Genomic DNA, 22,483 nt, shown 5'->3' on the forward strand with positions numbered 1-22,483 from the left:
CGGTGGTCGCCTCTACAACTGGACACAGCAACCGATCACCAGCAGCAGACCCCAGGCCGCGACCGTGGCCACTTCCCCAGGAGTCCCGACATGACCGCGATGACCTTCGACACCGTCCTCACCACCCGCCCGGCCCGCGCCGTGCGTCCGCGCTCCAGCGTGCGGCTGACCCGCCGCGGTCGACTGGTGGTCCTGGTCGCAGCGCTGGTCGTCGCGTTCGCCATCGGTGTCTTCGTCACCGCGGCCGGCTCGGTCGCGACCCAGGAGCCCGGCACGCCCGAGCCGACCCGCATCGTCCAGGTCGGCAGCGGCGACACCCTCTGGGCCATCGCCTCGGGGCTAGCCGACGACGGCGACGTGCGGGGCATGATGCAGCGCATCGAGCAGCTCAACGCGCTCGACGGCCCCACGCTCCAGGCGGGTCAGCGGCTGGTCGTCCCGGCCGAGTAGCCGCACCACACAGACTTCGTCAGCCGCTTCGACCCCGGCTGGCGGGCCGGGGAAGACAGGGGCGGAGCCACGTGGCTCCGCCCCTGCGGTCATTTCCGGGCACCATGACCCTCGTGGCCGGATCCTCAGGCACTCCGCTCGTGCGCAAGCTCGGCATCGGCGACGAGCACGTGGTCTTCCTCGACGGCGCCCCGCTCGACCTGGAGCTCGGGGACACCGGGGGAGCACACGTGGTGCACCGGCTCCCGCGCCGGGCGGACGTCACCTTGACCTTCCACACCTCGCGCGCGGCGCTGGGCCGCCGGCTCCCCGTCCTGTTCGAGCGGACCACGACCGCCGGGATGGTCTGGGTCTGCTGGCCGAAGAAGGCCGCCCAGAAGGCTCGCGGCATCGACAGCGACCTCGACGGCGACCAGGTGCGCCGACTCGGCCTCGCGCTGGGCTTCGTCGACGTCTTGGTCGCGGCCCTCGACGAGACCTGGTCCGGGCAGAAGTTCGTGCGCCGGCTGCGGGACCGGTGAGCGCCGCGGCGGACCGGACCTCAGTGCCGGTGCGGCCGCGCGTCCTTGCGGGTCGGCTGCTCGAGGACCCCGACCGCACGGAGCAGGGCGGTCAGCAGCCACAGGCAGCCGAAGAGGCAGACCACGGCGCCCACCGAGCACAGGACGAGGACCGTCCACCGGCCGGACTCGCCTCCACGCGCGTCGCGCCCGGCCCCGATGGCCAGCCACACCAGCACCACCCAGGCGAGCAGCGTCAGCAGCGAGCCGGCGCCGAGCAGGGCGAGGTCGGGCCGGAAGGTTCGCCGGGGCCGGGGTCCGCGCCGGGCGCCGCGCCGCGCGCCGCCGCTCGGGTCGCTCCCCGGGAGACCCTCCTGCCCTGCCACCGCGACATCATGACTTGCCCGGACCTGCCCGCGGCGGAGGCCACGCTGCCCTAGTCTGAGCGCGTGTCCAGGCCCTCGCAGGCGGCTGCGCCGGTCGAGCCGCAGGCGCCGCTGGGGCACCTGTCGCGGCTCGGCTTCGCGCTGCTGGGCGCCGGCGGGGTCGACGAGATCGCCACCAGCCTGTTCCGCGACCTGGGCGCCCTGCCCGGCGTGCGGCGGATCGGCTTCGCGCTGACCGAGGGCGGCGGACGCCGGCTGCGGTTCACCGCCAGTGACCGCGAGCTCGACGAGGGCCGGGCCGACTGGTGCCACATCGACGCCTACGACGACGTCCCGATCACGACGGTGGTCCGCACCGGCGAGCCGGTGCTGGGCGCGCGCCACGAGCTCGACCCGCGCTACGCCGAGTTCGTCCAGCGCCAGCCCGAGGACGTCCGCGCGATGGCCGTCGTCCCGCTGCCGGGCACCGGGTCGCCGATGGGCGGCATCGTGCTCTACCTCGACCGCGAGTGGAGCTTCGACGAGACCCAGCGGCAGCTGCTCGAGGCGACCGCGCGGCGTACGGCCGAGGCGGTGGACCGGGTCCGGCTGGCGGGCACGAGGCACGACGACGTCTGGGACGCCGACGACAACGGTGCGGTCACCGCACGGATGGTGCTGCACGGCGACACGCGCGCGCCGTCCGCGGCACGACGGTTCGTGCGCGACGTGCTGGTCGAGGCCGGTGCGTCCGAGGACCTCCTGTCCACCGCCGAGCTGTGCGTCTCCGAGCTGGTGACCAACGCCGTGCTCCACGCCGACAGCTCCTCGGAGCTGCGCGTCGTCCTCGACACCGCGCTGACCGTGTCGGTGCGAGACCGCGGCGGGCCCGCGCCGGAGGCGGCACCCGACGACGACCCCGACCCCCTGCGCGTGCACGGCCGCGGCCTCCAGCTGGTCGAGGCGCTGGCCGACCGCTGGGGCTCCGAGCGCGACGCCGTCGGCACGACGGTGTGGTTCGCCCTCGACCTGGCCGTCGACGAGGGGGCCGGAGCGGACTCCCTGGACGAGACGGGCTGAGCCCCTCTCAGAGGCTGATGACCACGCCGGCGATGGCGGCGTTGGCCAGGTTGGCCAGGGTGCCGGCCAGTAGCGCGCGGAGCCCGAGCTGGGCCACCCACGAGCGCCGCTCGGGGGCGAGCGAGCCGATGGTGCCGATCATGATCGCGATCGAGCCGAGGTTGGCGAAGCCGGCCAGAGCGAAGGTCACCACCGCCACGGTCACGGGGGAGACCGAGTCGACCTGCGGCCCGAAGTCGGCGTACGCCACGAACTCATTCAGCACGGTCTTCTGCCCGATCCACGAGCCGGCGTCCACCGCCTCGGACCACGGGACGCCGAGCAGCCAGGCGAGTGGCGCCAGGCACCAGCCGAGGAGCTTCTGGAAGGTCAGGTCGTCGGCGCCGAACCAGCCCCCGACCCCGCCGAGGATGCCGTTGGCCAGGGCGATGAAGGCGATGAACGCGATGAGCAGCGCCCCCACCGTGACCGCGATCTTGCCGCCCGCCAGCGCCCCGTTGCCCAGGGCGTCGATGGCGTTGCGCGAGTGCTCGTCCCTGACCTGGCGCACGTCGACCTGGTCGGCGTCGTCCTCGGCCACGCCCTCCGCCTCGTCGTCCGGGTCGGTCGGCGTGCTGTCGGGCCACATGATCTTGGCCATCAGCAGGGAGGCGGGTGCGTTCATGACCGTGGCCGCGAGGAGGTACTCCAGCGGGGCGCCGAGTAGCGAGTAGCCGACCAGCGTCGACCCGGCCGCGGCCGTGAAGCCGCCGACCATGACCGTGAAGAGCTGGCCCTTGCGCAGGCTGCGCAGCCACGGCGCGATCATCAGCGGCGCCTCGCTCTGCCCGAGGAAGATCACCACCGCCGCGAACGTCGCCTCGATCCGGCTGACCCGCAGCAGCCACGAGATCGCGCCGCCCACCACGAAGGTGAAGTACTGGATGACGCGCAGGTAGAACAGCAGCCCGATCAGCGCCCCGAGGAAGACGATGACCGGCAGCACCTGCAGCGCGAAGATCGTCTGGTCCTTCCCGCCGACCCCCGTCAGCGGGCCGAAGACGAACGTCGTGCCGTCCTCGGTGTAGCCGATCAGCGACTCCACGCGGTGCGACACCCACGCCATCGCGTCCTCGCCCGGCCCCCACCGCAGCACCAGCAGCGCGAACCCGATCTGCAGCGCCAGCGCGGCGCCCACCGTGCGCCAGGAGATCCCGCGCCGGTGCTTGGAGAAGGCCACGGCCACGAGCAGCACGAAGGCCAGCCCGAGCAGGCCGCGGAAGTCGCCCACGAGGGGGTGGTACCCCGTTGGGCCGGTGAACGCGCCACGCCTCGCGCGCCGGGTACCGCCGGCCCGTGGAGGTCCTGCCCGACGTCGTCGGCCCCGATCCGGTCATCGTCTTCTGCGGCATGGCCGGCGCCGAGAGCACCAAGCAGCGCGACCACTACTACGCCTCGCCGGGCAACAGCTTCTGGGAGTGCGCGCACCTCTCGGGGCTGACGCCGAGTCGCCTGCGGCCCCAGGACGACCACACCGTCCCCGCGCTCGGTCTCGGCCTCACCGACCTCGTCGGCCACTGGGACCACGACTTGAACCGAGGGTGGGTCGAGATCGAGCGCCTGGTCGCCGCCGTCGAGCGCTGGGATCCGGCCTTCCTCGCCTTCACGGCCAAGGGCACCGCGGCGTACGCCGCCCGCGCGCTCGGCCACCGCCCGCCCGGGCTGGGGCTCGCACCGTGGGGCATCGGGCGCTCCGAGGTCTTCGTGCTGCCGGGCACCAGCGGCGCCAACCAGCGCAAGGACTACGACGGCCGACCGAACCGGCTCGCGTGGTGGCAGGAGCTCGCGGCCATCGCCGCGCCCGAGCTCCAGGCGCGCCGCCCGCACTGACATTTGTCGTAGCGGACCGACCACGTCCGACCCTGCTGGCGAGCGCCCCGTCCTCCCTAGCGTCGTCTCATCGCCCAGAGCGGGCGGGGACGGAGGAGGAGACCATGTCTCAGCAGGTGCAGACCCCGGTGCAGCAGGGCGAGGTGCGCGCGGCGCAGCGCCGGTGGCGCGACGACGCGCCGGTGGCGGTGGCCGCGGGTGGGGTCGCGGCCGCTGGGTGGCTCGTGGCGACCCAGGTCGCCGGGATCGCGTTGCGGTTGGACTCAGGCGGGCCGTCGCGCGAGGTGGGACTCGCCTCGGTGGTGGTGACCGCCGTCGTCGTGGCGGTGGTCGGCGCCGCGCTGATGCGGGTGCTGGAACGCCACACCGAGCGGGCCTGGGCGGTCTGGGTGGCCGTGGCCGGGTCGGTCCTGGTCGTCTCGCTCACCGGGCCGCTCGGTGCGGCCACGCTCGGTGCCGGCGTCTGCCTGGCGCTGCTCCACCTCACGGTCGGCGCGGTCGTCATCGGTGGGCTCTGGCGCAGCCGGCGCCGCGGCGTAGCGTGAGCGCCGTGTCGGGCTGGCGCTGTGGGGCGTGGCGCCGCAACGCCGCGGTCCTCGTCTGGACCCCGCCGCTGCTCCTCGCGCCGGTCCTCGACCTGCACGGCTCGCCGGGGTCGGTGACCTTCCAGGTCGCGATGCTGACGGTCATCGCGGTCTCCGCGGTGACCCTGGGCCTCACCGGCGGTCCGCCGTGGCGCTCGCGCCTCGCCCCGTGGGCCCTCGCGACGCTCATCGGCGCGACCTTCGCCGGCGCCACCCACGGCAGCAGCCAGTGGCTGCCGACCTGGGTGCTGCTGGCCAACGCGCTGCCGGCGGCGCTGCGGGGGCGCTGGCTGGTGGGCGCCGTACCGGTCGCCACCGCGGCCTCGATGTGGGCGGCCTGGGCGGTCCGGCCGCACGACTCGGACCGGGTCGTGAGCGAGGGGATCGTGGTCCTCCTCGCCGGGGCGGCGAGCGCGGCGTTCGCGGCGCTGCTCGACACCATCGCCGAGCTGCGGCGTACCCGTCAGGAGCTGGCGCGGGTCGCGGTGGCCGAGGAGCGCGAGCGGTTCTCCCGCGACCTGCACGACCTGCTGGGGCACACGCTGTCGGTGATGGTGGTCAAGGCCCAGGCCGTGCGCCGGCTGGCCGCCCAGGACCCGGACGCGGCGGCCGGGCACGCCGCCGACATCGAGCAGATCGGACGACGCGCCCTGACCGAGGTCCGGCAGGCCGTCGACGCCATGCGGGAGCCGAGCCTGGCCGAGGAGCTGGACGGTGCGCAGCGGGCCCTGGACGCCGCCGGCATCACCACCTCGGTCGAGCGCTCGGCCACCGTCCCGGCCGGTCCGGCCGACGCGCTGCTCGCCTGGGTGGTGCGCGAGGGCGCCACCAACGTGCTGCGCCACTCCGGCGCGTCGTCGTGCCGCATCGCCGTGGCCGGCGAGGGCGACCGGCTCGCGGTGTCCATCGCCGACGACGGCGTCGGTGCCCCGATGGCGCCGGCGCTGCGCAGCGGCGGGCTCGACGGCCTCCGCGACCGCCTGGTCGCCGCGGGCGGAGAGCTCGTGGTGGAGCCGCAGGACGACGGGTTCCGGCTGGTGGCGACGGTGCCGGGGCCGCCCGCGTGATCCGGGTGCTGCTGGCCGAGGACCAGGCGATGATGCGCGGGGCCCTGGCCGTGCTCCTCGACCTCGAGGAGGACCTGGAGGTGGTCGCCCAGCTGGCCGACGGCGCCGAGATCGTGCCGACCGCCCTGCGCCTGCGCCCCGACGTCGCGCTGCTCGACATCGAGCTGCCCGGCCTCTCGGGGCTCGACGCCGCCGCCGCGCTCGCCCGCGAGCTCCCGTCGTGCCGGGTGGTCATCGTGACGACGTTCGGCCGGCCGGGCTACCTGCAGCGCGCGATGGCGGCGGGAGCGGTCGGCTTCCTGGTCAAGGACGGACCGGTCGAGGGGCTCGCCGAAGCGATCCGGCAGGTCGCCTCCGGCGCGACCGTCATCGATCCCGAGCTGGCCGGCCAGGCCCTGCGCACCCCGCCCAGCCCGCTTACCCCGCGCGAGCGCGACGCCCTGGCCGCGGCCGAGGACGGCGCCACCGTCGCCGACATCGCGGGCCGGCTGCACCTGTCGGAGAGCACGGTGCGCAACTACCTCTCCGACGCCATCGGCAAGACCGGCACCCGCAACAAGACCGAGGCGGCGCGGCACGCCCGCCGCCACGGCTGGCTCTGAGCACTCGGCTCAGACGTCAGCCCGGCGAGCCGGGCTCGGGGTCCGGGTCCTCCACGTCGGAGTCCTCGGGGCGGGGTTCCTCGCCGAACGGCGTGGGCGGGTCGGCGTCCTGGTCGTGGGCGCCGTCCGGGTTGCCGCCCGGCCCGCCGTTCGACTCACCACCCAGCTCGCCACTCATCGCCGCGTCGTGGTGGTCGTCGTCGTGGTCGTCGTGCACAGGATCCACAGGCTTCTCGCCCATCCGCCCGGGTACCCACGCCCCCTCGGACCACCCGTCGACACGCCGTTCGGCCCTGTCCAGACCGCCCCTGACCTGGGCAAACGTGATGACCTCGAACCGACGCGCCCGGGATCGGCGAACACCTTGCGCCCGGTCCGCTCGGCGCGTAGTCTCACCACAACATCTAGTACTTACAACGGTGTAGTTATCCACATCTAGTCCCCAGCCAGAGCCTCCCCGATCCCCAGGGAGGGGTGGAAGCCGCACAGGTCAGCCGTTGTTCTACACAGCGGAAGGCCCGTTATCCACACCCCACGCAGGGGTGTACGAACCGCGCCCGGAGCACCGAGAGGAGGGACCACGATGCACTGCCCGTTCTGCCGGCACACCGACACCAAGGTCCTCGACTCCCGGGTCGCGGAGGACGGCTGCTCCATCCGCCGCCGGCGCTCGTGCCAGTCGTGCGAGCAGCGGTTCACCACGCTGGAGCTCATGCAGCTCACGGTCCTCAAGCGCTCGGGCGCGACGGAGGCGTTCGACCGGGACAAGGCGATCCGCGGCGTGCGCAAGGCGTGCGGCGGCCGCCCGGTCTCGGAGGACGACCTGGCCCGGCTGGGCCAGCAGGTCGAGGACGCGCTGCGGGCCTCGGGCCAGGCGGAGTTCCCGGCCCACCAGATCGGCATGGCCATCCTCGAGCCGCTGCGCGAGCTCGACGACGTGGCCTTCCTGCGCTTCGCCAGCGTCTACAAGCAGTACGAGTCCGCCGAGGACTTCGAGATCGAGATCGCGAGCCTGCGCCGACACCGGTCCGAGCAGCTGGCCTCGATGCTCGACGGCGGCGAGCTCGAGCCCACCTCAGCCGGCAGCGGCTGACCCCAGACCGCCCGGGCGCGCCGTGGGGAAGCGACGCGTCCGGGCCACCAACAAGGCGCCCCCTCACTGTCCCTGCTTGGAGTGTCGGTGCCACCAGATTCACTGATCAGCAGGGACCAAACCCACACGAGTGCGACCAGGAGACACGGCATGACGGAGACGGTGAGCGGGGCAGCCCAGCAGGCGGAGAACGCCGGCAAGGGGCTGACGATCCCGCGCAGGTTCAGCACCGAGGGTGTGCACCCCTACGACGAGATCACCTGGGAGCGTCGCGACGTCGTCCAGACCAACTGGAAGACCGGCGAGACCGTCTTCGAGCAGCGCAGCGTGGAGTTCCCCGACTTCTGGTCGGTCAACGCCTCGACCATCGTCACCACGAAGTACTTCCGCGGCGCGCTCGGCACCGACGCCCGCGAGACCGGGCTCAAGCAGCTCATCGACCGCGTCGTGAAGACCTACCGCAAGGGCGGCGAGGACCACGACTACTTCGCGACCCCGGCCGACGCCGAGGTCTTCGAGCACGAGCTGACCTGGCTGCTCGTGCACCAGTACTTCTCCTTCAACAGCCCCGTGTGGTTCAACGTCGGCACCCAGTCGCCGCAGCAGGTCTCGGCCTGCTTCATCCTCTCCGTCGACGACTCGATGGACTCGATCCTCAACTGGTACAAGGAGGAGGGATTCATCTTCAAGGGCGGCTCCGGCGCCGGCCTCAACCTCTCCCGGATCCGCTCGTCCAAGGAGCTGCTGAGCAGCGGCGGCACGGCGTCCGGCCCGGTCTCCTTCATGCGCGGCGCCGACGCCTCCGCGGGCACCATCAAGTCCGGCGGCGCGACGCGCCGTGCGGCCAAGATGGTCGTCCTCGACGTCGACCACCCCGACATCGTGGAGTTCGTCGAGACCAAGGCGCGCGAGGAGGACAAAATCCGCGCCCTGCGCGACGCCGGCTTCGACATGGACCTCGGCGGCGCCGACATCACCTCGGTGCAGTACCAGAACGCCAACAACTCCGTGCGCGTGAGCGACGAGTTCATGCGCGCGGTCGAGGACGGCACGTCGTTCGGCCTGCGCGGTCGCAAGACCGGCGAGGTCATCGAGACCGTCGACGCCCGCGAGCTGTTCCGCAAGATCAGCAAGGCCGCCTGGGAGTGCGCCGACCCGGGCCTGCAGTACGACGACACGATCAACGACTGGCACACCAACCCCGAGACCGGCCGGATCACCGCGTCCAACCCGTGCTCGGAGTACATGTCGCTGGACAACTCCTCGTGCAACCTGGCCTCGCTCAACCTGCTCAAGTTCCTCAAGGACGACGACACCTTCGACGCCCCGCGCTTCGCCGAGGCCGTCGAGCTGATCATCACCGCGATGGACATCTCGATCTGCTTCGCCGACTTCCCGACCGAGCCGATCGGCCAGACCACCCGCGACTACCGCCAGCTCGGCATCGGCTACGCCAACCTCGGCGCGCTGCTCATGGCCATGGGCCTGGGCTACGACTCCGACGGTGGCCGCGCCATGGCCGCCGCCATCACCTCGCTGATGACCGGCACGTCGTACCGCCGTTCGGCCGAGCTCGCCTCGGTGGTCGGCCCGTACGCCGGCTACGCCCGCAACGCCGAGGCCCACCAGCGGGTCATGCGCAAGCACCAGGCCGCCAACGACACCGTGCGCACGATGGCCATCGCCGACAGCCAGGTGCACAAGCTGGCCACCGTCGAGTGGCAGAAGGTCGTCGACCTCGGCAAGGCCAACGGCTTCCGCAACGCCCAGGCCTCGGTGCTCGCCCCGACCGGGACCATCGGCTTCATGATGGACTGCGACACCACCGGCATCGAGCCTGACTTCAGCCTGGTCAAGTTCAAGAAGCTCGTCGGCGGCGGCTCCATGCAGATCGTCAACCAGACCATCCCGCGCGCCCTGCGCAAGCTCGGGTACGTCGACGAGCAGGTCGAGGCCATCGTCGACTACATCTCCGAGCACGGCCACGTCATCGACGCGCCCGGTCTGCGCCTGGAGCACTACGAGGTCTTCGACACCGCCATGGGGGCCCGCGCCCTCAAGCCGATGGGCCACGTGCGGATGATGGCCGCCTGCCAGCCGTTCCTCTCCGGCGCGATCTCCAAGACCGTCAACCTCCCGGAGACCGCCACCGTCGAGGAGATCGAGGAGGTCTACCTCCAGAGCTGGAAGCTCGGGCTCAAGGCCACCGCGATCTACCGCGACAACTGCAAGGTCGGCCAGCCCCTCTCCGACGGCAAGTCCGACTCGGCCAAGAAGGACCAGGGTCAGGCCACCGCCGCCCCGGCCGCGGCGGCCGAGCCCGAGGTCATCGAGAAGGTCGTCTACAAGCCGCTGCGCAAGCGTCTGCCCAAGAGCCGCGTCTCGCGCACCACCAGCTTCACGGTGGGTGGCGCCGAGGGCTACATGACCTCCGGTGCCCACGACGACGGCCAGCTCGGCGAGGTCTTCCTCAAGCTCGGCAAGCAGGGCTCGACCCTGGCCGGCGTGATGGACGCCTTCTCCATCGCGGTCTCCATCGGCCTGCAGTACGGCGTCCCGCTCGAGACCTACGTCTCCAAGTTCAGCAACCTGAGCTTCGAGCCGGCCGGCCTCACCGACGACGCCGACGTCCGGATGGCGAAGAGCATCATGGACTACATCTTCCGCCGCCTGGCCCTGGACTACCTGGACTTCGAGACCCGTCAGGGCCTGGGCGTCTTCAGCGCGGAGGAGCGCCAGCGCTACCTCGAGACCGGCAGCTACGAGCCCCTCGAGGCCCTCGGCTCCGCCTCCGAGGTGGTCGGTGACCTCTCCGCCCCGGACGCCGACACCGACGCGGCTGACGACGCCTCGATCGACATCACCGACGCCGTCGAGGCCGAGGTCGTGGAGACCAAGGACACCCACGGCAGCGAGGCCCGCGAGGTCCCCGCCACCGAGACCAAGCGGGCGGCCAAGACGTCGGCGGAGCTGCTCGAGCAGATCACCGGCACCGCGGTCGACTCCCCGCTGTGCATGACCTGCGGCACCAAGATGCGCCCGGCCGGCTCCTGCTACGTCTGCGAGGGCTGCGGCTCCACCTCGGGTTGCAGCTGAGGCTGACCGGCGCTCCCGAGCGCCACTGACGGAGCGGTGCGCTTCCGCAGCGCGCGAGCCCGACCACCGGCCCGGCCCACACCACGTGGGGCCGGGCCGGCGGCGTTTCCCGGGCCGACGACGAAGCCTCCACGCCGCGAGGGGGGCACCACCACGAGCGGCCGGGCCGTCCAGCGGCGGGTGCTGAGTCGTCGTCACAGACCGTGACGCGCGAGCGGCGTCCGGTGCCGGTCACCGTCGGACGTCGCGCGAGGACGACCGCCCACCGAGCGCCGCGGACCCCGGGCCGCGTCACGGGGGCGCGTCACGGGGGCGCGTCGCGCGGAGCGAGCCGCTCACGCAGGCGGCAGCACCAGGGTCCAGGCGAGCGCCTTGGCCGAGGAGATCCCCGAGGTGGCGCTGAGAGCGGCCGCCGTACCCGCGGGCACGTCGGCCTGCTCGCCGATCGCCACGGTCAGGAAGCCGCTCCCGCTGCCCGTGGTGGCGGCCCGCCCGGTCAGCGAGGACGGCAGCGCCCAGACGTGGGCGGCGGCGCCCTTGTCGACGTAGTAGCGCAGCACGGTCGACGCGGCCGTGGCGACGGTCGCGGCCGGGGCGGCGTGCGTGCCGGTCGCGGCGGCGGTCTCGACCCGGCTGACCAGCGCGGACGGCGCCCCGGCGCCGCTGTAAGCGACGACCGCGAGCCCGGCCTTCGTCGTCGCGTCGAACGTCAGCGGGAGACTGCTGCCGGCCTGCCCGGCGGTGGCGACCCGAGTGAACACCCACGACCGCACCTCGGTCCCGTCCGACACGGTGCTCAGCAGCGTCCAGCCCGCCGGAGTGGCGAGCGTGGCCGCACGGTTCGCCGAGACGAACAGCACCAGCTGATCACCGGACTGCACCGCGCTCGGAAGCGTGACCACGGGGCGGGCGGAGTTGGTGTCCACGGCGCTGGTGGACCGCCACTGCGGCCCGACCGGGGGCGGTGGTGCGTCCTCGACGACGACCTGCCGGGTCGCGCTGGCGGTGGCGCCGGAGTCGTCGGTCACCGTCAACGTCACGGTGTACGCACCGGGGGCGGTGTAGTCATGGCTGACGACGCGCCCGCTGCCGTCGGCGGTGTCGCCGAACGCCCAGCCGTAGGCGACCACGTCGCCGTCGGGGTCGCGTGAGGCGCTCGCGTCGAAGTCGCACGACATCGCGGTGCACGTCGCGGTGAACGAGGCCACAGGGTCCTGCGGAGGCGGCGGGCCGGACGAGACGAGCACCACGGAGTACTCCGCTCCGCCGCCCGCGGCCAGCACTGCCCCGCTCACACCGGGTACGACGACCGGGGTGCTGCGGTTGGTGGTCGTGCCGTCACCGACCTGCCCCGTCGAGTTGTTGCCCCACGCCATCAGCCGGCCGTCGGCGAGCACTGCCGTACCGGTGTCGCGGCCCGAGCCGATCGAGACGACGGACGAGAGGTTGCGGACCGAGACCGGCCGGGTGCGGTTGGTGGTGGTCCCGTCTCCGAGGTTGGCGCGGTAGTTGCGACCCCACGCGGCGACCGTGCCGTCGGCGCGTAGCGCGTAGGAGTGCTGCGCGCCCGCGATGACCTGGATGACTCCGCTCATCACCTGGACCGGCTGGGTGCGGTCGGTCGTCGTGCCGTCGCCGAGCTGGCCGTAGTCGTTGGAGCCCCAGGCCCACACGGTGCCGTCGCTCTTCAGCGCCAATCCGTGGTCTCGGCCCCCCGCCACGTCGACGACGCCGGTCAATGTGCCGACGCGCACCGGTGTCGTACGCCGCACGGTGGTGCCGTCGCCGAGCTGGCCCTCGTCGTTGCGGCCCCAGGCCACGACGGTGCCGCCGGAACGGATCGCGTAGCTCATGTCGCGTCCGGCGGCGATCGACACCGCATCGCTGAGCCCGACCACCGGGACCGGGCTCCGGCGCAGGGTGGTGGAGCCGTCGCCGAGCTGGCCGTCCGCGTTGAGCCCCCACGTCCGGACGGTGCCGTCGCCCATGAGAGCCAGGGACGAGTTGTGGCCGGTCTCCACGGCCTGGACGCCGGCCAGGCCCGGGACCTGCGTCGGTGTGGGCCGGTTCGCGGTGGTGCCGAGCCCGAGCTGGCCCTCACCGTTGCTGCCCCACACCCACACCGTGCGGTCGGCGCGCAGCGTGATGACGTGCTCGCGGCCGCCGTGCACGTCGATCACGTCGTCGAGCAGGGAGACGGGGCCCGGCGTGGGCCGCGCCGTCGTACCGCCGTCACCGAGCTCGCCGAACGAGTTGGCGCCCCACGTCCACGGCACCCCGCCAGAGTCGGCGAGGGTGGTCGTCGGCGCCGCCCCTTCGGCGAGCGCTGAGGGGCTGGCCTGAGCGAGCCCGGCCGTTCCGAGGGCGACCACGAGCACCGCCGCAGCGCCACCCCGCCATGCCACCACGACGCCGTCGGTCCGCATCGTCCAACGCTAGGCGGACGTGCGGCGTGGGGCACCACCCAAATCGGGGACGGGCGTCGCCCGGCAGGGACGACCCGCGTCGGTCGGCCGCTCATCGGGCTCGATCACCAGGATCCCGGGCACGCCGTCCCGGGTCGGGCTAGCCCGGTCGCGTGAGGCGATCCACAACTGGACCACGGATCTGCTACTTCTTCTGCGCGTGCTCGGAGCCCGCACGTACGGTCTGAGCGTCCACAGACAAGGAGGCCCGGATGGCAGAGCTGGCAGCGACGGACGTCGATCTGGTGATCGAACGGGCGTTGGCCGATCTGCCGTTCGACGACTGGCAGGTCGTCGACACCCGGGGCGCCGCGAAGGGGCTGCGCGCGGACTTCGTGGTCGTCGGCCCGCCCGGCGTGTTCGTCATCGAGTGCGGCGTGCCGCACGTCAAGGACCGGGCGCGCGCCAAGCAGCTGATGCGCCTGCTGGACGCCGCCCACGGCGTGGCCGACCTGGCCGGCGTACGCCGCGACGAGGTGCACCCCGTCCTCTGCCTCACCGGCGCCGAGCCCGAGGACTCCTGGAACCGCGGCGTCACCGTCTGCGGCACCGTCAACCTGGCCGACACGCTGGTCTTCAAGCGCGACCGGCTCGAGCGCGCCGAGGTCGTGGCCGCCGCCGCCACGCTCGACAAGGCCCTGCTGGCCGCGGCCGGCCGGGGCAAGCACCGGGCCTAGCTCGTCGCCTCTCTGCGGTCGCGCCACAGCCGGGCGATGCGCTCGGCGACCCGGCTATCTGCGCGTGCTCCGAGATGCGGAGCGGCAGCCACCGGCGACGATGACGTGATTCCCGATCACGAGGCGCGATGCCGGAAGCCCCCCCTGTCGAAGTTCAGGCTGCTACGACCACGAGCAGCGGCTCGTTCACGTCTCCGTCTGGGTCCAGGTCGAAGTCGAGCGGGGTGCCCGGCTCCACGGGCCAGGCGTTCTCGAGGTCGAGGGGCCACCTGCTCCATACGAGCTTCGAGCGATGCCGCGAGGCGAACGCCTCGTAGACCTGTCGCCCGAGCCGCTGCTTCTCCGCCGGAGATCGGATGCCGTCGTTAAGGCCCCACCCGATGTGCCCCAGGACGTAGCAACCGAAGGCCGTGAACTCCTCCTCCATGTCGTCCAGCGCCTGGGCGACGTCGGCATCGTCGGCGCTCACAGGACTGGGTTCCCGGCGAGCGGCACCTTGATGGGGCGGCTGGTGCCGTTGGAGATGACCGCGTAGGGGCCGGTGGTCAAAGGGTCCGGCCGCGAGCCCGGCGGGTAGCCATCCATCACCCTGATCTGGCGGCCGCGATGCGCCTCGTCGAGGTACTTCACGCCGACGCCCTCGGAGGTGGGTGCCACCGGCCAACCCTCGCACAGCGCCCGCACATCGGCCTTCGACAAGCCGCGCAGGTCTTGGGCATCGAGAAGCTCCGGTTGGCGGACGAGGGCGCGGAGCCGCTCGACGCGCGCGACCCGCTCCGCCTTGTACGTCGAGACCAGCGTCAACCGGGCGTTGCGGAACACCGCCAGCTCGCGCGTGACCTCGCCGAGCGTCGAGGTCGCGGCTCGCAGCGGCGCAGCGGCGGTGACCGCGAGCTCGCGCAGCGTCTCGAGGATCCGCAGGAACCGGGGCGCGGCGGCGGCGATGCGGGCCGCGTTGGCGGCGGTGGCGCCGGCGGTGGCGAGGCCGGCGGTGGCCAGGCCGAGGAGGAGGCCGGCGCCCTCGATGACGAGGGTGTCGCGGATGAGGTCGTGGACCAGGTCGAGGATCTCCTCGCGCTGGCGTTCGACGTGGGTGGCGTAGTCGTCGCAGGCCTGCGCCAGGTCGCGGCAGGAGTCGGCCACGGTGCGGCAGCGGCGGGCCATGGCGTGGGTGACGGCCAGGGCGGCGGGGACCTCGGGGGCGCGGAGGCGGTCGAGGGCGGTGGCGGCGGTGGCGCAGTAGAGGGCGTGGTCGTCCACGCTCAGGGCCGCCGCGCGCCAGGCCGAGGCGGCCGACCTCAACGTCGGCACGGACGCGTCGGGCCAGACGAACCCCTCGACGTGGTCGAGGATCCAGGCCGCCCAGTCCGGGAACGACGAGGAGTCCGCGCCGAGCACGGAGGGGAGCGAGGCGGGCAGGACGGCGACCGGGCCGGAGACGCAGTGGGCGCCGGTCCAGACGGTGCGCCCCGAGAGCACGGCGTGGGACTCGGCCCGGCCGTGGTTGTCCAGCGAGGTGGCGGCGAGGCGGCCGCAGGCGGCGAAGCCGTCGACGAGACCGACGAGCGCCGCGAGGGCGGCGGCGGCCGCGGCGTCGTAGGCGGACGCGAAGGGCGCGGACGCCGACGAGTCGCCCGCCATGCCGCCGGTGCGGGCGAGGCGGGCGACGAGCGTGTCGTGGGTGCGGGCGGCGTCCTGGTTGGCGCGCTCGAAGGCCTCCGCGCCATCGACGTACGACCGGCTCTCGACGGCGATCACCGGACCGACTCCCAGTTGGCGGTGTTGGTGGCGGCGGCCTCGGCGTACGCCTCCGCGGCCAGGTGCACGGCGCGCCGCAGGGCGGTGAGCGCCTCGTGCATGTCGTCGTACGCCGCCGACCAGGCCCGGTGCGCGTCGAGGTGGGCGAGGGCCGCCTCGCCCTGCCAGAGCGCGTGCAGGCGCGCCACCCGCCAGCGCAGGTCGCCGACGACCTCGGACACCGACGACTCGACGGACGTCAGCGACTCGACCACCTCGCGGGCCCGCGCGAGGTCGACCGAGTAGGCGAAGGACGCACTCACAGCAGCGCGCCCAGTGAGGCGGAGACCGCGCCGTCCACGGCGCCCGCGTCGGACAAGAACAGCGAGAGCCCCTCGGCCAGCCCGGTCAGCGAGGACGCGACCCGGGCCGAGGAGTCGAGCCAGTCCTCCCACGCGTCGGCGAAGGCGGAGGCGGCGGCCCCGTGCCAGGAGTCCAGGAGCGCGTCCACCTCGCCGGCGGCCCGGGCGCGGGCCCCGCTCAGGTCCGAGCCGGCCCGCCGGACGTCGGCGACGCAGGCGTGGAACTCCGGTCGCGAGAACTCGATCGTCATGGGCACCACGCTGCCCCGGATCCGGGCCGCTGAGCGGGCGGGAGAGCAATCTGTGGAGAACGGGGTACTCGCACCAGATGGACCGTCGCCCCCTCGTCGCCGCCACCGCCGTCGCCGCCCTCGCCGCCGCGCTCGTCAGCCCGACCGCCGCCGCGCACGCGGAGAGACCCGAGAAGACGGGCAAGGGCTTCACCGAGGCCGACAAGGCCGGGTTCGGCACGGCGCGCGGCCGCGACAGCAAGGTGTGGTTCACCCTGCAGGGCGGCCGGGTCAGCGAGGTCTTCTACCCCGACCTCAGCACCCCGAGCGTGCGCACCCTCGAGCTGACCGTCACCGATCAGGGCAGGACGGACCAGCAGAGCAGCGACATGACCACGGTCGTGAGCCGCCCGGACGAGCGCAGCCTGCGGTTCACCCAGGTCAGCACGGACCGCGACGGCCACTACCGGGTCACCGAAGAGCTCGTCACCGACCCGGCCCGCAGCGCGGTGGTCATCCACGTGCGGCTGGAGTCCCTCGACGGTGCGGCGCACGAGCTCGGCGTGGAGTACGACCCGGCGCTCGGCAACGGCGGCGCCGGCGACCGCGGGCACAGCACCCAGCGCGTGCTCAAGGCCGAGGACGAGAAGGCCCGGGTGGCCAGCGCCCTCGTGGCCAGCCCGGCCCTGACCGAGGCGAAGGACGAGAAGAAGGGCGACCTCGTCCAGACCGCGACGCTCCCGACGACCGGCGGCGAGAGCACGATCAGCCTCGGCTTCGGCCGCAGCGACCAGGACGCCGCCCGCACGGCCAAGGCGGCGAGCGGCCAGCCGTGGGCGACCACGGCCGCGGCGTACGACCAGGGCTGGCACGACTACCTCGGCAGCCTCAAGCCGGTCCCGGCCAGCGCGCAGGCCATCACGCGGCAGTACGACGCGAGCGCGCTCGTCCTGGCCGCCGGCGAGGACAAGCGCAACCCGGGCGCCTTCGTGGCCAGCCCGTCCGTGCCCTGGGTCTGGGGCGACGAGATCAAGGACCTGAGCAGTCCGAGCGCGTCGTACCACGAGGTGTGGTCGCGCGACCTCTACCAGATCGGGACGGCTCTCTACGCCATGGGCGACACCGCGGCGGCCCAGCGCGCGGTCCGGTGGCTGTTCCGGACCCAGCAGAAGAAGGACGGCTCGTTCCCGCAGAACTCCGACACCGACGGCACCGAGGAGTGGACCGAGCTCCAGATGGACCAGGTCACGCTGCCCATCGCGCTCGCGCACCTGGTCGGCCAGACCGACGGGCGCACCTACCGCGGCATCAAGAAGGCGGTCCGCTTCCTGCTCCACTTCCGCGACGAGGAGACCGGCCGCAAGGCGCCGTACTCGCCGCAGGAGCGCTGGGAGAACCAGTCCGGCTACTCCCCGGCGACCATCGCGGCCCAGATCGACGGCCTGGTCACCGGTGCCGCGATCGCCCGCGACAAGGGCGACGCCAAGCTGGCCCGGCGCTGGGAGCGCACGGCCGACCGCTGGGCCCGCAAGGTCAAGGGCTGGACGATGACGACCAACGGCCCGCTCAGCGCCGCGCCGTACTTCGTGCGCGTGACCAAGGACGGCAAGCCCGACAAGGGCACGCGCTACGCCATCGGCGACGGCGGCCCGGCGCGCGCCGACCAGCGCCGCGTGGTGGACCCGAGCTTCCTGGACCTGGTCCGCTTCGGGATCCTCGACCCGCAGGACCCCGACGTCCTCAACTCGCTCGCCGTGGTCGACGGCGACCTCAAGGTCGACACCCCCAACGGCAGCTTCTGGCACCGGTTCTCCTTCGACGGCTACGGGGAGAAGGCGAACGGCGACGAGTGGGAGATCACCGACGACGGCAGCCGCGAGACCTTCGGGCGCGGCTGGCCGCTGCTGGCCGGCGAGCGCGGTGAGTACGCCGTGCAGGCGGGCCAGAGCGGCGCGCCGTACCTGCAGGCCATGGCCAACGCTGCCAGCGCGAGCGACATGATCGCCGAGCAGGTCTGGGACGGCCGGCCGCCGACCGACGCCGCGACCCACCTGGCGGGTGAGGGGACCCGCTCGGCCACGCCCCTGCTCTGGTCGCACGCGGTGCTCGTCCGGCTGGCCTGGACCATCCAGAACGGGCGCCCGGTGGACCAGCAGGCCGTCGTCGCGGACCGATATCCCCGATGAGGGGTACGCCGCGGGGGCGCTCGGTCCAGACCGGTGGTTTCGGGGACTACCACAAGCGGTAGGAGTTCGCTTGAGTTCGGACGAAGTTCTTGGGGGGTTCCAACTCATGCAGCTCTCGTGGAGTGATCCGCGCCTGTCCGTGGCCAGCGACACCCGTCGCACGGCGCGCTACCGCCTGCTCCAGTCCTGGTACCGCGAGCAGGTGCTCGGCGCCGGCTACGGCGAGTACCGCGTCAACGGCGGCACCCGTCCGCTCGGCAGCCTGCTGTCGCTGCGCGACGTCAAGGAGCGGCCCGGCGTCAACTTCCTGACGCTGACCGCAGCGGACTACGCCATGGAGCGCGCGGAGCTGGTGCAGGCCGCCGGGGGAGCGGTCGACCAGGCGCGCCTGGAACGCAACATGCTCTCCAGCCTGCCGATGGCCTTCTCGATCTTCGGCGAGCTGCGCGCGCAGCCCGACCGCGGTCTCGACGTGGTGCGCGCCTTCCTCGACCCGCACGCGGTCGCGGTCGACGTCATGGAGTGCGCGTGGCGCCCGGCGGTCGACGTGCTCGGCGACCGCTCCGGCTTCGACGCGGCCGTGGTGACCCGGCGTGCCGACGGGCGGCGGCACCTGGTCGGCGTCGAGGTGAAGTACACCGAGCAGTTCAACCACACCATCTACAACAGCGACGGCTACCGGCAGGTCCACGAGTACAGCGGGTGGTTCCACCCCGGCACGGCCCGCCCGCTCGTCGGCCCCGCCACCAACCAGCTCTGGCGCACCAGCCTGCTGGCCGCAGCCTGCGCCCAGCGTGGCGTCATGGGCGTGGAGTCGGCGTCCGTGGTCATCATGTGCCTGGGCGAGGACCCCGACGCCGCCCGCGCGCTGGCCGGCGTCAGCGCCGCGCTGCGCGACCCGTCCGAGCACTGCCGCATCGTGTCCCTGGAGTCGTTCGTGGCCGGCGTCCGTGAGGGCCTCGGGCCGCAGGCGCACTGGGCCGACGCGTTCGCCGGGCGCTACCTCGACCCGCCCTTCATCGAGGCCGAGATGCCCGACGACGACTCGGCCTCGCTGGAGCTCTAGGACGCAGGTCACCTTGTGTGCCCGCGATCGTCGGGCACTGTGGATGGGTCATGTCCGACCCCACCCCTGATTTCCCCAGACTCGACATCGACTGGGTCAAGACCCTGGCCGGTGCGCTGGCGGCGGTCACCACCGCCGTCCTGCTGTCGACCCTCGGCGCCGTCGGCACGCTCATCGGCGCCGCGCTCGGCAGCGTCGCAGCGACGGTCGGCAGCGCGTTGTACGCCCAGGGGCTGGCCCGCAGCCGGACCGCCGTACGCCGGGCCAGCGAGTCCGCGCGCCTGCGGCTCAGCCCCGAGGCCGAGGCCCGGGAGCAGCCCCGGCCGTGGTCCGAGCGGCTGCGCGGGCTGCCGTGGCGACGGGTCGCGCTCGTCGCGGGCGCCACGTTCGCGGTGGTGGTGGTCGCCCTGACCGCCTTCGAGGCCGTCGCCGGGCGCAGCGTCTCGTCGTACACCGGCGGCAGCGGTCGCGACCAGGGCACCACCCTCGGCGGCGTGACCGGCAACAGCGGTGGCGGCCGGCACCACCAGAGCCCGGAGCAGCAACCGACGAAGGGCCCGAGCGGCTCGGCCACGCCGAGCGAGGAGCCGTCCGCCAGCGAGGAGCCCTCGGACGAGCCCACGCCGACCCCGACGCCGAGCACGCCCGAGGAGCCGACCCCGACGCCCACCCCGACGCCCTCGCCGACCGGCTCGCCCACGGCGACGCCCACCGCGCCGAGCAGCAGCCCGACGCCGTGACCCCCCGCGAGCGCATCGCCGAGGAGCGCGAGCGCACCGAGGTGCGGCTGGCCCGGATGCGCAGCGACCACGAGGGGTTCGTCGAGGCCTCGCTCCACTCCAACGCCGACGACGAGCACGACCCCGAGGGCGCGACCATCGCCTTCGAGCGCTCCCAGGTCGCGACCCTCGCCCGCCAGCTGACCCACCAGCTCGCCGAGCTCGACGCGGCCCGGGAGCGCCTCGACGCCGGGACGTACGGCGCGTGCGAGCGCTGCGGGGCGCCGATCCCCGAGGGTCGCCTGGAGGCCCGTCCCGCGGCCCGGACGTGCGTGGCCTGCGCTCGCTAGTCTGAGCGGGGTGAGCCCCCGCACCGTCCTCGCCGCCACCGCCGCCGCCGCGCTCGTCGCCCTCACGGCCCCGCCCGCCCACGCGCTGCCGCCCACGTCGCGCAGCATCGAGGACCCCGTCGACAAGACCGCCGCCTACGACATCGTCGGCGTGAGCCTGCGCTCGGCCCCGACCAGCAAGCGCCCCGCGGTCGTCAAGGTCACCCACGACCGCCGGGTCGCCGCCGGCGACGCGGTTGACGTGTGGTTCGACCTCGACGGCGACAAGGTGCCCGACGTGCACCTGTCCGGCAGCGCCTTCTCGGAGTACGTCGTGCGCCGGGCCAAGTCCTTCACCGCCGACGGCAAGGACCTCTCCGAGCTCGACTGCGTGCGGCTGTCCATGGCCGGCACGACGTCCAAGATCCGGGTGTTCCCGGCCTGTCTGGGCGACCCGGTGGGCTTCGCCGTTGCGGTGAAGTCGTCGGTCGGCGGCGAGCCCGCCGCGACCGTGGACTGGGCGCCGGGGACCGAGCGGTTCACGAAGAAGGTCCTGGCCGCGCCGTTGTCCTGACGCGTCGTGGTCTGTGTCCTCCTCGCTCGGCGCGGTCCGCCCGGCCGACGAGCCGCTGCACCCGCGCGGCAGGGTCTGCTCGGCGCCCGCGAGGTGGGCCCCGACCGGCTCGAGGTCACCTGCGCCGTTGACGGCGGCCCGTTCCGCGCGTTCGGCGAGCTCGGTTCGCACCACGGCGACCAGCACGTCAGCTCCGACCCGGTGGCGCACACCCTGCCGAGGCTGGAGCAGTACGACGCGGCCCCCCCGGCTCCGCGGCCCGTCGCACGCCGCCGCCCGCTCCTCCCGCGGTGAGGGCTGACCTCCTCGACGCCCGCTTCGGGCGCCTCGTAGTGTTGGGCGAGTGGCCGAGGAGTACTGCGACCTCTGTGACCTGCCGCTGAGCACCTGCGTCCACGGGATGCCCAAGGCTCCGCCCCCGCCGCCGCCCTCACCCCGGGCGCCGCGGACCCGGTCGGCGTCGGCACCACGGAGCACGAGCGTGCGCACGAGTGCGCCGGCCTCGCGTCCGCCCAGCCGGGTCACCGACCAGGCCGCGTTCCGCCCCCACATCGTGCGCATCCTCAAGGCCGAGGGCAGCCTGGAGACCGAGGACATGCTCCTCGAGCTCGAGATGGCCATGGAGGACGACCTGCGCGAGCGCGACCGCCAGCCCACGCCGACCGGCGAGGTCCGCTGGCACCAGTCCGCGCGGACGGCGCGCAAGGAGATGATCGACGCCGGGCTCATGGCCGGCGGCAAGCCGGGCGTCTGGGAGCTGACCGACGCGGGCCGCGCGACCGCCTACTGAGCGCTCACCAGTACCTCACCCCGGTGTCCCACACCTCGATCTCCTCGCCCAGCCGCGCCCCGAGCCGCAGCTCGAGGTCGTCGCCGGACCAGAACTTGCCGGGGTCGTAGTAGTTCGAGGGCCGCGAGCCGTCCAGCAGCCCCATTGAGGTGTACGCCGACGCGACCACCTCCGCGCAGTAGGCCAGCTCGGCCGGCGCCCGCCGGTGCAGCCGGCCACGGGCCACGCGCCCGATCAGCCCCACGGTGGACGGGAACGGCAGGCCGTCCATCCGCGCGATCGTCGTGAGCAGCGCGTCCTCCATGGCCGGTGTGACCTCGACCGACAGCTGCCGCAGCCACCCGCGCTGCCCGTAGCGGTCGGTCCACTGCTTCACCGCCTCGCGCAGGTCGTGCAGCTGCACCCCGCGGTGGTGGTCGCCGGTCCACACGTCGCGCAGCCCCTTGCCGAGCTCCGCGTGCCACATCAGGGGCGGCAGGTCGTCGAGCACCACCGCCATCCCCACGTGGTTGACCGGCGCGTTGGTGAGCGCCCGGATCGCGTGGTCGGCGATCGAGTCGCCACGGAAGAGCCAGATGTCGCCGGTCCGGGTCAGCTCGACCGCCTCGTCGAGGTCGATGCGCGAGTCGGCCATGGCACGAT

At 73.4% G+C, this 22,483-nt stretch carries 25 protein-coding genes; 16 read left to right on the forward strand and 9 right to left on the reverse strand.

Going from position 1 to position 22,483, the window contains the following annotated elements; all coding sequences use genetic code 11:
• The first annotated feature begins 90 nt into the window (after positions 1 to 90).
• Positions 91 to 450 (forward strand): LysM peptidoglycan-binding domain-containing protein, encoded by a 360-nt coding sequence (locus G5V58_RS00955; RefSeq protein ID WP_165227950.1) that lies wholly within the window; start codon positions 91 to 93, stop codon positions 448 to 450.
• A 104-nt stretch (positions 451 to 554) separates the two neighbouring features.
• Positions 555 to 971, forward strand: a complete 417-nt coding sequence (locus tag G5V58_RS00960) for a DUF3052 domain-containing protein (RefSeq protein WP_165227952.1) — start codon at positions 555 to 557, stop codon at positions 969 to 971.
• A gap of 20 nt (positions 972 to 991) precedes the next feature.
• On the opposite strand, the gene G5V58_RS00965 is transcribed toward G5V58_RS00960, so the two are convergent.
• Positions 992 to 1,336: a hypothetical protein gene (locus tag G5V58_RS00965; protein ID WP_165227954.1), complete on the reverse strand. Its 345-nt coding sequence runs from the start codon at positions 1,334 to 1,336 to the stop codon at positions 992 to 994.
• Between the two features lie 63 nt (positions 1,337 to 1,399).
• On the opposite strand from G5V58_RS00965, the gene G5V58_RS00970 reads away from it, so the two are divergent.
• Positions 1,400 to 2,395, forward strand: a complete 996-nt coding sequence (locus tag G5V58_RS00970; protein ID WP_165227956.1) for an ATP-binding protein — start codon at positions 1,400 to 1,402, stop codon at positions 2,393 to 2,395.
• A gap of 7 nt (positions 2,396 to 2,402) precedes the next feature.
• On the opposite strand, the gene G5V58_RS00975 is transcribed toward G5V58_RS00970, so the two are convergent.
• Entirely contained in the window at positions 2,403 to 3,665 is a 1,263-nt protein-coding gene (locus G5V58_RS00975) for a NupC/NupG family nucleoside CNT transporter (RefSeq protein ID WP_165227957.1), read from the reverse strand.
• 65 nt (positions 3,666 to 3,730) lie between these two features.
• Here G5V58_RS00975 and G5V58_RS00980 point away from each other — a divergent pair, with 65 nt between their 5' ends.
• The 4 genes from G5V58_RS00980 (at position 3,731) to G5V58_RS00995 (ending at position 6,517) form a co-directional block, all read left to right on the forward strand.
• Positions 3,731 to 4,264 carry a mismatch-specific DNA-glycosylase gene (locus G5V58_RS00980; RefSeq protein ID WP_165227959.1) on the forward strand — a complete coding sequence of 178 codons (534 nt, stop codon included), beginning with the start codon at positions 3,731 to 3,733 and terminating at the stop codon, positions 4,262 to 4,264.
• A 104-nt stretch (positions 4,265 to 4,368) separates the two neighbouring features.
• Entirely contained in the window at positions 4,369 to 4,809 is a 441-nt protein-coding gene (locus G5V58_RS25700) for a DUF6069 family protein (protein ID WP_230486983.1), read from the forward strand.
• Positions 4,810 to 4,814: 5 nt separating this feature from the next.
• Entirely contained in the window at positions 4,815 to 5,915 is a 1,101-nt protein-coding gene (locus G5V58_RS00990; RefSeq protein WP_165227961.1) for a sensor histidine kinase, read from the forward strand.
• A 29-nt stretch (positions 5,916 to 5,944) separates the two neighbouring features.
• Positions 5,945 to 6,517, forward strand: a complete 573-nt coding sequence (locus G5V58_RS00995) for a response regulator transcription factor (RefSeq protein ID WP_230487420.1) — start codon at positions 5,945 to 5,947, stop codon at positions 6,515 to 6,517.
• Between the two features lie 16 nt (positions 6,518 to 6,533).
• Here the strand turns inward: G5V58_RS00995 and G5V58_RS01000 are convergent, their stop codons facing one another.
• On the reverse strand, positions 6,534 to 6,743 hold the full coding sequence (locus tag G5V58_RS01000) for a hypothetical protein (RefSeq protein ID WP_165227965.1): 210 nt from the start codon (positions 6,741 to 6,743) through the stop codon (positions 6,534 to 6,536).
• A 357-nt stretch (positions 6,744 to 7,100) separates the two neighbouring features.
• Here G5V58_RS01000 and nrdR point away from each other — a divergent pair, with 357 nt between their 5' ends.
• Together nrdR and G5V58_RS01010 are read left to right on the forward strand one after the other, a co-directional pair.
• Positions 7,101 to 7,610, forward strand: coding sequence for a transcriptional regulator NrdR (nrdR, locus tag G5V58_RS01005; protein WP_165227967.1), 510 nt, complete (start codon positions 7,101 to 7,103; stop codon positions 7,608 to 7,610).
• Positions 7,611 to 7,760: 150 nt separating this feature from the next.
• Positions 7,761 to 10,706 carry a vitamin B12-dependent ribonucleotide reductase gene (locus G5V58_RS01010; RefSeq protein WP_165227969.1) on the forward strand — a complete coding sequence of 982 codons (2,946 nt, stop codon included), beginning with the start codon at positions 7,761 to 7,763 and terminating at the stop codon, positions 10,704 to 10,706.
• 335 nt (positions 10,707 to 11,041) lie between these two features.
• Here G5V58_RS01010 and G5V58_RS01015 read toward each other — a convergent pair whose 3' ends face one another.
• Positions 11,042 to 12,982 (reverse strand): RCC1 domain-containing protein, encoded by a 1,941-nt coding sequence (locus G5V58_RS01015; protein ID WP_165227971.1) that lies wholly within the window; start codon positions 12,980 to 12,982, stop codon positions 11,042 to 11,044.
• A gap of 401 nt (positions 12,983 to 13,383) precedes the next feature.
• On the opposite strand from G5V58_RS01015, the gene G5V58_RS01020 reads away from it, so the two are divergent.
• On the forward strand, positions 13,384 to 13,848 hold the full coding sequence (locus G5V58_RS01020; protein WP_165227973.1) for a hypothetical protein: 465 nt from the start codon (positions 13,384 to 13,386) through the stop codon (positions 13,846 to 13,848).
• Between the two features lie 154 nt (positions 13,849 to 14,002).
• Here G5V58_RS01020 and G5V58_RS01025 read toward each other — a convergent pair whose 3' ends face one another.
• The 4 genes from G5V58_RS01025 to G5V58_RS01040 are packed head-to-tail and all read right to left on the reverse strand — an operon-like array spanning position 14,003 to position 16,198.
• Positions 14,003 to 14,317 (reverse strand): hypothetical protein, encoded by a 315-nt coding sequence (locus G5V58_RS01025; RefSeq protein ID WP_165227975.1) that lies wholly within the window; start codon positions 14,315 to 14,317, stop codon positions 14,003 to 14,005.
• A complete protein-coding gene (locus tag G5V58_RS01030) occupies positions 14,314 to 15,606 on the reverse strand; it encodes a WXG100-like domain-containing protein (RefSeq protein ID WP_165227977.1) in 1,293 nt (430 codons plus the stop codon). The genes G5V58_RS01025 and G5V58_RS01030 overlap by 4 nt, the downstream gene beginning before the upstream one ends.
• Positions 15,603 to 15,908 (reverse strand): WXG100 family type VII secretion target, encoded by a 306-nt coding sequence (locus G5V58_RS01035; RefSeq protein ID WP_165227979.1) that lies wholly within the window; start codon positions 15,906 to 15,908, stop codon positions 15,603 to 15,605. Before G5V58_RS01035 ends, G5V58_RS01030 begins: the two co-directional genes overlap by 4 nt.
• Positions 15,905 to 16,198, reverse strand: a complete 294-nt coding sequence (locus G5V58_RS01040; protein ID WP_165227981.1) for a WXG100 family type VII secretion target — start codon at positions 16,196 to 16,198, stop codon at positions 15,905 to 15,907. Before G5V58_RS01040 ends, G5V58_RS01035 begins: the two co-directional genes overlap by 4 nt.
• A gap of 77 nt (positions 16,199 to 16,275) precedes the next feature.
• Here G5V58_RS01040 and G5V58_RS01045 point away from each other — a divergent pair, with 77 nt between their 5' ends.
• The 6 genes from G5V58_RS01045 (at position 16,276) to G5V58_RS01070 (ending at position 21,841) form a co-directional block, all read left to right on the forward strand.
• A complete protein-coding gene (locus G5V58_RS01045; protein ID WP_165227983.1) occupies positions 16,276 to 18,363 on the forward strand; it encodes a glycoside hydrolase family 15 protein in 2,088 nt (695 codons plus the stop codon).
• 106 nt (positions 18,364 to 18,469) lie between these two features.
• Positions 18,470 to 19,429, forward strand: coding sequence for a PGN_0703 family putative restriction endonuclease (locus G5V58_RS01050; RefSeq protein WP_165227985.1), 960 nt, complete (start codon positions 18,470 to 18,472; stop codon positions 19,427 to 19,429).
• 50 nt (positions 19,430 to 19,479) lie between these two features.
• Positions 19,480 to 20,169, forward strand: a complete 690-nt coding sequence (locus G5V58_RS25560; RefSeq protein WP_196240545.1) for a hypothetical protein — start codon at positions 19,480 to 19,482, stop codon at positions 20,167 to 20,169.
• Positions 20,166 to 20,498: a TraR/DksA family transcriptional regulator gene (locus G5V58_RS01060; RefSeq protein ID WP_230486984.1), complete on the forward strand. Its 333-nt coding sequence runs from the start codon at positions 20,166 to 20,168 to the stop codon at positions 20,496 to 20,498. Before G5V58_RS25560 ends, G5V58_RS01060 begins: the two co-directional genes overlap by 4 nt.
• Positions 20,499 to 20,508: 10 nt before the next feature.
• Entirely contained in the window at positions 20,509 to 21,051 is a 543-nt protein-coding gene (locus G5V58_RS01065; protein ID WP_165227987.1) for a hypothetical protein, read from the forward strand.
• Positions 21,052 to 21,532: 481 nt separating this feature from the next.
• Complete coding sequence (locus G5V58_RS01070; protein ID WP_165227989.1) at positions 21,533 to 21,841, forward strand: winged helix-turn-helix domain-containing protein; 309 nt, start codon at positions 21,533 to 21,535, stop codon at positions 21,839 to 21,841.
• A gap of 4 nt (positions 21,842 to 21,845) precedes the next feature.
• On the opposite strand, the gene G5V58_RS01075 is transcribed toward G5V58_RS01070, so the two are convergent.
• Positions 21,846 to 22,475, reverse strand: a complete 630-nt coding sequence (locus G5V58_RS01075) for a hypothetical protein (RefSeq protein WP_165227991.1) — start codon at positions 22,473 to 22,475, stop codon at positions 21,846 to 21,848.
• Between the last annotated feature and the right edge of the window lie 8 nt (positions 22,476 to 22,483).

Origin of the sequence: Nocardioides anomalus (assembly GCF_011046535.1) — a bacterium.
GTDB classification, from domain to species: Bacteria; Actinomycetota; Actinomycetes; order Propionibacteriales; family Nocardioidaceae; genus Nocardioides; species Nocardioides anomalus.

Coding starts and splice junctions, on each gene's coding strand:
- G5V58_RS01075 (WP_165227991.1), bottom strand. CDS start 22,475: ATGGCCGACTCGCGCATCGACCTCGACGAGGCGGTCGAGCTGACCCGG.
- G5V58_RS00955 (WP_165227950.1), top strand. CDS start 91: ATGACCGCGATGACCTTCGACACCGTCCTCACCACCCGCCCGGCCCGC.
- G5V58_RS25560 (WP_196240545.1), top strand. CDS start 19,480: ATGTCCGACCCCACCCCTGATTTCCCCAGACTCGACATCGACTGGGTC.
- G5V58_RS01040 (WP_165227981.1), bottom strand. CDS start 16,198: ATGACGATCGAGTTCTCGCGACCGGAGTTCCACGCCTGCGTCGCCGAC.
- G5V58_RS00995 (WP_230487420.1), top strand. CDS start 5,945: ATGATGCGCGGGGCCCTGGCCGTGCTCCTCGACCTCGAGGAGGACCTG.
- G5V58_RS00960 (WP_165227952.1), top strand. CDS start 555: ATGACCCTCGTGGCCGGATCCTCAGGCACTCCGCTCGTGCGCAAGCTC.
- G5V58_RS01010 (WP_165227969.1), top strand. CDS start 7,761: ATGACGGAGACGGTGAGCGGGGCAGCCCAGCAGGCGGAGAACGCCGGC.
- nrdR (WP_165227967.1), top strand. CDS start 7,101: ATGCACTGCCCGTTCTGCCGGCACACCGACACCAAGGTCCTCGACTCC.
- G5V58_RS01045 (WP_165227983.1), top strand. CDS start 16,276: ATGGACCGTCGCCCCCTCGTCGCCGCCACCGCCGTCGCCGCCCTCGCC.
- G5V58_RS01020 (WP_165227973.1), top strand. CDS start 13,384: ATGGCAGAGCTGGCAGCGACGGACGTCGATCTGGTGATCGAACGGGCG.
- G5V58_RS01050 (WP_165227985.1), top strand. CDS start 18,470: ATGCAGCTCTCGTGGAGTGATCCGCGCCTGTCCGTGGCCAGCGACACC.
- G5V58_RS25700 (WP_230486983.1), top strand. CDS start 4,369: ATGTCTCAGCAGGTGCAGACCCCGGTGCAGCAGGGCGAGGTGCGCGCG.